The organism is Streptomyces sp. NPDC057638, from assembly GCF_042800315.1.
In the GTDB taxonomy this organism is placed as follows: domain Bacteria; phylum Actinomycetota; class Actinomycetes; order Streptomycetales; family Streptomycetaceae; genus Streptomyces.
Genome location: NZ_JBHVHF010000322.1, coordinates 1 through 8,276 on the forward strand (window position 1 = coordinate 1; position 8,276 = coordinate 8,276).

The following is an 8,276-nucleotide window of genomic DNA, read 5'->3' on the forward strand; positions in this document are numbered from 1 at the left end:
CCCCCAGGCTAGAACCTGGGGGGACGCGGCGTTCATTCCGGGTGCGGGGCCATGGCCCCGCGGCCATCAGCTCTCCGGGCGCTCCTCGGGAGCGGGCTCCGGGCTGGGCGCGGCCTCCGCCGTCGCCGCGCTGTTGCCGTTGACCGCGCCGTTGGTCAGTGCCAGCTCCTTGGGGGAGAGCACCGGCGGCCGGGTCGACGGGGTGCGCCGGGAGGAGCCGGTCCAGGCCGGGCGGGCCGGACGCTTGACGATCGGGGCGAAGATCTCCGCGATCTCCTCCTTGCCGAGCGTCTCCTTCTCCAGCAGCTGGAGGACCAGGTTGTCGAGGACGTCGCGGTTCTCGACCAGGATCTCCCAGGCCTCGTTGTGCGCGGTCTCGATGAGCTTCTTGACCTCCTCGTCGACCAGCGCCGCGACCTCCTCCGAGTAGTCCCGCTGATGGGCCATCTCGCGGCCCAGGAACGGCTCGGTGTTGTCCCCGCCGAACTTGATCGCGCCGAGACGCTCGGTCATGCCGTACTGCGTGACCATCGCACGGGCGGTCGCCGACGCCTTCTCGATGTCGTTGGCGGCGCCGGTGGTCGGGTCGTGGAAGACCAGTTCCTCGGCGGCGCGGCCGCCGAGCATGTAGGCGAGCTGGTCCAGCATCTCGTTGCGCGTGGTGGAGTACTTGTCCTCTTCGGGCAGGACCATCGTGTACCCGAGGGCACGGCCCCGCGAGAGGATCGTGATCTTGTGGACCGGGTCGGAGTTCGGCAGAGCCGCCGCGACCAGGGCGTGACCGCCCTCGTGGTACGCGGTGATCTTCTTCTCCTTGTCCGACATGATCCGGGTCCGCTTCTGCGGGCCCGCGACCACACGGTCGATCGCCTCGTCCAGCGACAGGTTGTCGATCAGCTTCTTGTCGCTGCGCGCGGTCAGCAGCGCCGCCTCATTGAGCACATTGGAGAGGTCGGCACCGGTGAAGCCCGGCGTACGGCGGGCGACGGCGCCGAGGTCGACGTCCGGCGCGACCGGCTTGCCCTTCTGGTGGACCTTGAGGATCTCCAGACGGCCCTGCATATCGGGGCGGTCGACGGCGATCTGGCGGTCGAAGCGGCCCGGGCGCAGCAGCGCCGGGTCGAGGATGTCGGGCCGGTTGGTGGCGGCGATCAGGATGACGCCGCCCTTCACGTCGAAGCCGTCCATCTCGACGAGCAGCTGGTTCAGCGTCTGCTCGCGCTCGTCGTGTCCGCCGCCGAGGCCCGCGCCACGGTGGCGGCCGACGGCGTCGATCTCGTCCACGAAGACGATCGCCGGGGCGTTCGCCTTGGCCTGCTCGAAGAGGTCACGCACCCGGGAGGCACCGACACCGACGAACATCTCGACGAAGTCGGAGCCGGAGATCGAGTAGAAGGGGACACCGGCCTCACCCGCGACGGCACGCGCCAGCAGGGTCTTGCCGGTGCCGGGCGGGCCGTAGAGCAGCACGCCCTTGGGGATCTTGGCGCCGACGGCCTGGAACTTCGCGGGCTCCTGGAGGAACTCCTTGATCTCCTGGAGCTCCTCGACGGCCTCGTCGGATCCGGCCACATCGGCGAAGGTGGTCTTGGGGGTGTCCTTGGTGATCAGCTTGGCCTTGGACTTCCCGAAGTTCATCACCCGGGAGCCGCCGCCCTGCATCTGGTTCATCAGGAAGAGGAAGACCACGACGATCAGGACGAAGGGCAGCAGGGAGAGCAGCACCGAGACGAACGGGCTCTGCTTCGACGGGGAGACGGTGTACCCCTTGGAGATGTCACCCGCCTCGAACTTCGCCTGGAGCTTGTCAGCGAGGTCGGATCCCTGGCTGCCGATATAGCTCGCCTGGATCTTGTCGCTGCCCTTGACCTTGGTGCCGTCCTTCAGATCGACCTTGATGATCTGCTCGTCGCCGGTGGTCAGTCTGACCTGGTCGACCTGGTTCTTGTCGATCGCCTGGACGACCTGGCCGGTGTCCACCGTCTTGTAGCCGCCCGACGAGCCGACGACCTGCATCAACACGACCACGGCGAGGACGGCCAGCACGATCCACATGACCGGCCCACGGAAGTATCGCTTCACGTCCATCCATACGGAGCGGTGACCGCCCCGTCCCTCCTGCCCGTAGGTAAATGCTGCTGTGAGAAAAGACTGTTCTTCGGACGGTACCCCAGCATCGTCACCGTGACCGCACGGTAACGGCTGACAAACCGGTCCTCCCCTGCTTCAACGGCGGTGGGGTGCCCTTGGTTCCCGACGCGTGGCGGATCCGTTCCCACGGGTTCGCCAGCGCGTTGCCGGGGCTTGCCGCGGCGTTCCCGGCTGGTTCCGGCCGGTTCCCGGCAGCGGGCCCGGCGGCCCGGGGCACCCCGCCGGTCAGCCGCCGTAGACGTGCGGCGCGAGCGTACCGACGAACGGAAGGTTGCGGTACTTCTCGGCGTAGTCGAGGCCGTAGCCGACGACGAACTCGTTGGGGATGTCGAACCCGATCCACTTGACGTCGATCGAGACCTTTGCGGCATCCGGCTTACGCAGCAGGGTGCACACCTCCAGGGAGGCGGGCTCCCGGGAGCCGAGGTTCGACAGCAGCCAGGAGAGCGTGAGCCCGGAGTCGATGATGTCCTCGACGATCAGGACATGACGGCCCTTGATGTCGGTGTCGAGGTCCTTGAGGATCCGTACGACACCGGAGGACTGGGTGCCCGCGCCATAGGACGAGACCGCCATCCAGTCCATGGTGACCGGGGCGGACAGGGCGCGTGCCAGGTCCGCCATCACCATGACGGCGCCCTTGAGCACACCGACGAGCAGCAGATCCTTGCCCGCGTACTCAGCGTCGATCTTCGCGGCCAGCTCGGCCAGCTTCGCGTCGATCTCTTCCTTGGTGATGAGCACCGACTGGAGGTCGGTGCCCATGTCCTTCTCGTTCACGCGGTCGCATTCTCCTTGCCGGGGCCTCGGGGGCCGGGGGTCCGGGGGCCTGGAACACGGCTCCCGGGTGACCTCAGCCGCCGTGCTCGCGCCGCGACTGCGTCAGCCTTGCCGGATGACAAGTCTGCCACTCTGCCGGCGCGCCTCGACGCGGCCGGGCAGATTGATGGCTCCCTGGCCGCGCCAGCCGGTGATCAGGCGGTCCACTTCCTCGACATGCCGGGCGAAGAGGGAGCCCGCGGGGGCGCCTGCCTGGATCGCGGCGCGGCGCAGTACCCGGCGGCGGACGGCGGGCGGCAGCGTGTAGAGCTTGGCGCAGTCCAGTTCGCCGGACTCGTCACGGACCGCCGTGTCGGCGTCGGCGGCCCAGGTGTCCAGCGCGTCGGCGTCGTCGCGGGAGAGCTGCGCGGTGCGGGCGAGCGCCTCGACGACCCCTTTGCCGAGCGCCTTCTCCAGGGCGGGCAGCCCCTCGTGGCGCAGCCGGGAGCGGGTGTAGGCGGGGTCCGCGTTGTGCGGGTCCTCCCAGACAGGCAGCGCCTGGACCAGGCACGCCTTACGGGCGGTCTGCCGGTCGAGCTGGAGGAAGGGACGGCGGTAGCGGCCGGAGGCGCCGGAGACGGCGGCCATTCCGGAGAGCGAGCGGATGCCGGAGCCCCGGGCGAGCCCGAGCAGCACGGTCTCGGCCTGGTCGTCGCGGGTGTGGCCGAGCAGCACGGCGGACGCGCCGTGGCGTTCGGCGGCGGCGTCCAGCGCGGCGTAGCGCGCGTCGCGGGCCGCCGCCTCGGGTCCGCCGTCGCGGCCGACACGGACGGTGACGGCCTCGACCGGGTCGAGACCGAGGGCGGTCATGCGCGCGGCGACCTCGGTGGCGCGGAGATCGGAGCCTTCCTGGAGACCGTGGTCGACGGTGATGCCGCCCGCCCGGACGGAGAGCTTGGGGGCCTCGAAGGCGAGCGCGGAGGCGAGTGCCATGGAGTCGGCGCCACCGGAGCAGGCCACCAGCACCAGCGGGGCGGTCGCCGTCACCGGCGCGCTCAGGGCGGTACGGGGGTGGGGGGTGGCGGCGCGGGCCGTGGCGGCCGTGTGGCTGGGACGCGCGAGCCGTTCGCTGTGTTCGGTGAGGACGTCGTGCAGGACGCGGCGGACCGCCAGGCGTATCGCCGCGACCGCAGGATGGGGACCCATATCCGGTGCCCTTCGTGTTTGGGGGGTGCCTCGGTGGGGGATTGACCGCCGATTCCGTTACTCAGAGTGCGTCGATGGTGACAGAACCGAGCCGTTCCCCGAGCATTGCACGCCTGCCTACGCCCTACGGTCCCTCGGATGGGTGATGCTGCGCCCTCCGGGGGGCGTACCCCCACCCCCCGGAGGGCGTACGGCGCGATGCGCGCTTCGTCACTCCGCGCGGCGGTGCACCCGGGCCACCCAGTCGGCGGGTTTGGCGATCTCCGCCTTCGTGGGGAGGGTGTTGGGAGAGGTCCAGACTCGGTTGAAACCATCCATTCCCACCTCTTCCACCACAGCACGGACGAAACGCTCACCGTCGCGGTACTGGCGGAGCTTGGCGTCCAGCCCCAGGAGCTTGCGCAACGCCAGGTCGAGACGGCTGGCCCCGCGCGCCCTGCGCTGCTGGAACTTCTCCCGGATCTCGGCGACGGAGGGCACCACGTCGGGCCCGACGCCGTCCATCACATAGTCGGCGTGGCCCTCCAGCAGGGACATCACGGCCGTCAGCCGACCGAGGATCTCCCGCTGCGCCGGGGTCTGCACCAGTTCGACCAGCGAACGCCCGCTCTCGTCCTCCTCGCCCTCGGGGCGGGCCCCGGCGAGCGACTGCGCGGCCTCGCGGAACCGCTCCAGCAGGGTCATCGGGTCGACATCGGTCTCCCCGAGGAAAGCCTGGATCTCGCCCTGAAGGTGGTCGCGGAGCCACGGCACCCCGGTGAACTGGGTGCGGTGGGTCTCCTCGTGCAGACAGACCCAGAGCCGGAAGTCATGCGGATCGACGTCCAACTCCCGTTCCACATGGACGATGTTGGGCGCCACCAGCAGCAGCCGTCCACCGCCGTCGGCCCCGGCGGGCATCTCACGGGTGGCCGGGGCGAACATCTCGTACTGACCGAGGACCCGCGAGGCGAGGAACGACAGCAGCATCCCCAGCTCCACGCCGGTCACCTTGCCGCCGAGCGCGCCCAGCACCGCGTTGGCGGGGCTCGCCGCGCGGCGGTCGCCCATCTTCTCCAGCAGCGGCTTCAGCAGTTCGCGGAAGCCCTCCACATTGGCCTTGACCCAGCCCGCGCGGTCCACGACGAGGATGGGGGTGTCCTCCGGGCGGTGGCTCTCGGGGATCATGCGGGTGTACCCGCGCACATGCTCCTCCGACGCCTTGGCGTGCCGCCGCAGCTCCGCGACGACCTCACGGGCCTCGTCCTTGCTCACGTCCGGCCCCGGCCGCACAAAGCGGATCGCGGTCGCGACCGCGAGATTCCAGTCGACCATCTCGGCACCACCGATGCGCGTCATGCGTCAACCGTACGTGGTGGCCACGCGGGCCGTTGCTCGCCCGGACCGCCCCTCCGCGCGCCTCCTGGGCACGGGTTCGGGGCGCCGCTATAGGGACGCGCGGCGGGCGTGACCCGGGGGAGCGACGGCGGGCGCGGCCTCCCCCGCTGAGGGGCGCGGGCCCGCCGTGTGACCGGGAGAGATCAGGAGGCCAGCGCGGCGGCCAAGGCGTCGAGGGCCTTCTGCGCCGCGTCACGGTCCGTGGTCTTCCCCGCGAGGAAGGCGAAGCCGAGCAGCCGTCCGTCGGCGGCGACGACGGTGCCCGCGAGGGCGTTCACCCCGGTCAGGGTGCCGGTCTTGGCCCGGATCACCCCGGCGCCCGGCGCGCTGCCCGTGTGCCGTTCGCTGAGCGTGCCCGTGAAGCCCGCGATCGGCAGCCCGGTCAGGACCGGCCGCAGTCCGGGCCGGTCCGGCTCGGCGGCACGGCTGAGCAGGCCGGTCAGCAGCCCGGCGGAGAGCCGGGCCCGGCGGTCGAGTCCGCTGCCGTCGGGGAAGCGGGCTCCGGTGAGCGGGAGCCCCAGCGTGGCGAGACGTTTCCGCACGGCCCGCTCACCGCCCGCGAAGCTGGCCTCCTCACCACTGGCGAGCGCGGTCTGCCGGGCGAGCGCCTCGGCGAGGTCGTTGTCACTGCGCGTCAGGGTCCGCTCCACGAGGTCGGAGAGCGGGGCGGAGACGACCTGGGCCAGCGGCCGTGCCCCGGCGGGCGGCCGTCCGGCCACGGCGGGCCCGGCGACGGCGATCCCCCGGGCGCTCAGCAGCCGGGCGAAGGCGCGCCCCGCGTCCCCGGCCGGATCCTGACCGCGCTCCGCGTAACCGTTGGCCGGCGGGGGCCCGGCGGCCACCCGGCCCCCGTCGACCATGAGCGCGGTGACGGGCGCGAGATTGCCGTTGCGGCCGATGGGGTGCGACACCGGCCCCCGGTAGCGCGAGGCGTCGTAGGCGAGCCGCACCGAGGAAACCTTCCGCCCCTTGAGCGCGGCGGCCGTACGGTCCGCGAGCTGGCCCAGCCCCGCGGAGGTCAGGCTCGCGTCGCCGCCGCCGACGAGGGTGAGGCGGCCGCCCGGCGCCAGCGAGGTGGTCGTCGCGATCCGGTGGTCGGGCCCGAGCGCGTGCAGCGCCGCCACCGCCGTGGCGATCTTCACCGTGGACGCGGGCGTGACGGCGACCGCCGGCCCGCTCCCGTACAGCGCCCGTCCCGAGGTCAGATCGACGACGGAGGCCGTACGGAGGGAACCGAGGCCCGGAGCCGCGAGCAGCGGCGCCAGCTCCCGGGCGAGCAGGGCCGGACCCGCCTTGTCGTCGGCCGTGGCCGTGGCCGCCCGGACACCGAGCGCGGTGAGCACCCCCGGAGCGCTGGGCGCGGGCGCGGGAGCGTCGGCGCGCGGCTTGGCGTCGCGCCCCTCGTGCGCCCCACCGTCCCGCGCGGCCGCCCACTGCCGCTCGGCGGCGCGCTGCCCGCCTTCCCAGGGGCCCGCCAAGGTCACGGCGAGCGTCGCGAGGACCGCGCCCAGCGCGGTGGCCCCGGCCGTGAGCTGCCACGTCCTGATCACTGGCACCTCGCACCAGCCCCTTTCGCGATCACACACCGGCGTGAGAGACACTTAATCACCAGAACTGCGTCTTGCCGCGAACATGGCACTCCGGTCACCACCCGGTCGGCACCTGCGACCGAGCCGTCCGGAGGTCCGGGGAGCCTCTCCGGAAGGACACAGCGTTACCCCGATTTTTTGCTTTTGTTGACCTTGGAGGAGCCACCCGTGGAGTTCGACGTCACCATCGAGATCCCGAAGGGTTCGCGGAACAAGTACGAGGTGGATCACGAGACGGGCCGTATCCGTCTGGACCGTCGGCTCTTCACCTCGACCAGCTACCCGGCCGACTACGGCTTCGTGGAGGACACCCTGGGCGAGGACGGCGACCCGCTGGACGCCCTGGTCATCCTGGACGAGCCGACCTTCCCGGGCTGCCTGATCAAGTGCCGCGCCATCGGCATGTTCCGTATGACGGACGAGGCGGGCGGCGACGACAAGCTGCTCTGCGTCCCGGCGTCCGACCCCCGGGTGGAGCACCTGCGCGACATCCACCACGTGTCGGAGTTCGACCGCCTGGAGATCCAGCACTTCTTCGAGGTCTACAAGGACCTGGAGCCCGGCAAGTCCGTCGAGGGCGCCGACTGGGTCGGCCGTACCGAGGCCGAGGCCGAGATCGAGGCGTCCTACAAGCGCTTCCAGGCCCAGGGCGGCTCCCACTGACGCACGGCTGACGTCGCGAGTCCACAGGGCGGGCGGGCATCCCGGAGACGGGGTGGCCGCCCGCTCTGTGTGTGCGGGTGGTGTTCGGTGCTCGTCTTTGGGCCCTGGGCCTTGGGCCTTGGGCTTTGGTCTTTGGGCTTTGGGCCTTGGGCTTTGGTCTTTGGTCACGTCGGCAGGCGCCGGGTTCGCACGGGGGTGGGCGGTGGGCGCTGTCGTGGGGCTTGCGGCCGGGTGTGGTGTCGGGGGGTTCTGTTGTGCGCGGTCCGCGGGTGGTGTGTCTGGCTGCGGTGGTACCGGTCCATGGGACCGTGACTCGTTGTCGATCTTTCGATGGTCACCAGCCCCCGGCTTCGCTCACGGTGGCTCTGCCGGTGAGTAGCTCCGTGTGAGGACTCGACCTACCCGAGGTCGGTTCTGAGCCAAAGGGGCGCGTCGATGTCTCGTGGCCGTCGCGCGGAGATCGCGAGGAACGAGCGATCGAGCACGTCGGACGCGAGACATCGACTAAAGCGCCCCGGAGGCGAAGAACCG

6 protein-coding genes are annotated in these 8,276 nt (G+C 71.2%); 1 reads left to right on the forward strand and 5 read right to left on the reverse strand.

Features of this window, described 5'->3' with window-relative positions; all coding sequences use genetic code 11:
* Nucleotides 1–66: 66 nt before the first annotated feature.
* The 5 genes from ftsH to dacB form a co-directional block, all read right to left on the reverse strand.
* Nucleotides 67–2,088 carry an ATP-dependent zinc metalloprotease FtsH gene (ftsH, locus tag ACFVIM_RS29610; RefSeq protein ID WP_384307661.1) on the reverse strand — a complete coding sequence of 674 codons (2,022 nt, stop codon included), beginning with the start codon at nucleotides 2,086–2,088 and terminating at the stop codon, nucleotides 67–69.
* A 288-nt stretch (nucleotides 2,089–2,376) separates the two neighbouring features.
* The gene (hpt, locus tag ACFVIM_RS29615; RefSeq protein WP_384307677.1) at nucleotides 2,377–2,916 is read right to left on the reverse strand and encodes a hypoxanthine phosphoribosyltransferase; all 540 of its coding nucleotides are present in this window, start codon (nucleotides 2,914–2,916) and stop codon (nucleotides 2,377–2,379) included.
* A gap of 117 nt (nucleotides 2,917–3,033) precedes the next feature.
* Nucleotides 3,034–4,116, reverse strand: a complete 1,083-nt coding sequence (gene tilS, locus ACFVIM_RS29620) for a tRNA lysidine(34) synthetase TilS (RefSeq protein ID WP_384307664.1) — start codon at nucleotides 4,114–4,116, stop codon at nucleotides 3,034–3,036.
* A 210-nt stretch (nucleotides 4,117–4,326) separates the two neighbouring features.
* A complete protein-coding gene (locus ACFVIM_RS29625) occupies nucleotides 4,327–5,454 on the reverse strand; it encodes a zinc-dependent metalloprotease (RefSeq protein ID WP_384307667.1) in 1,128 nt (375 codons plus the stop codon).
* Nucleotides 5,455–5,636: 182 nt separating this feature from the next.
* On the reverse strand, nucleotides 5,637–7,049 hold the full coding sequence (dacB, locus tag ACFVIM_RS29630; protein ID WP_384307670.1) for a D-alanyl-D-alanine carboxypeptidase/D-alanyl-D-alanine-endopeptidase: 1,413 nt from the start codon (nucleotides 7,047–7,049) through the stop codon (nucleotides 5,637–5,639).
* 201 nt (nucleotides 7,050–7,250) lie between these two features.
* Here dacB and ACFVIM_RS29635 point away from each other — a divergent pair, with 201 nt between their 5' ends.
* Complete coding sequence (locus ACFVIM_RS29635; protein WP_384307674.1) at nucleotides 7,251–7,745, forward strand: inorganic diphosphatase; 495 nt, start codon at nucleotides 7,251–7,253, stop codon at nucleotides 7,743–7,745.
* Nucleotides 7,746–8,276 lie beyond the last annotated feature (531 nt).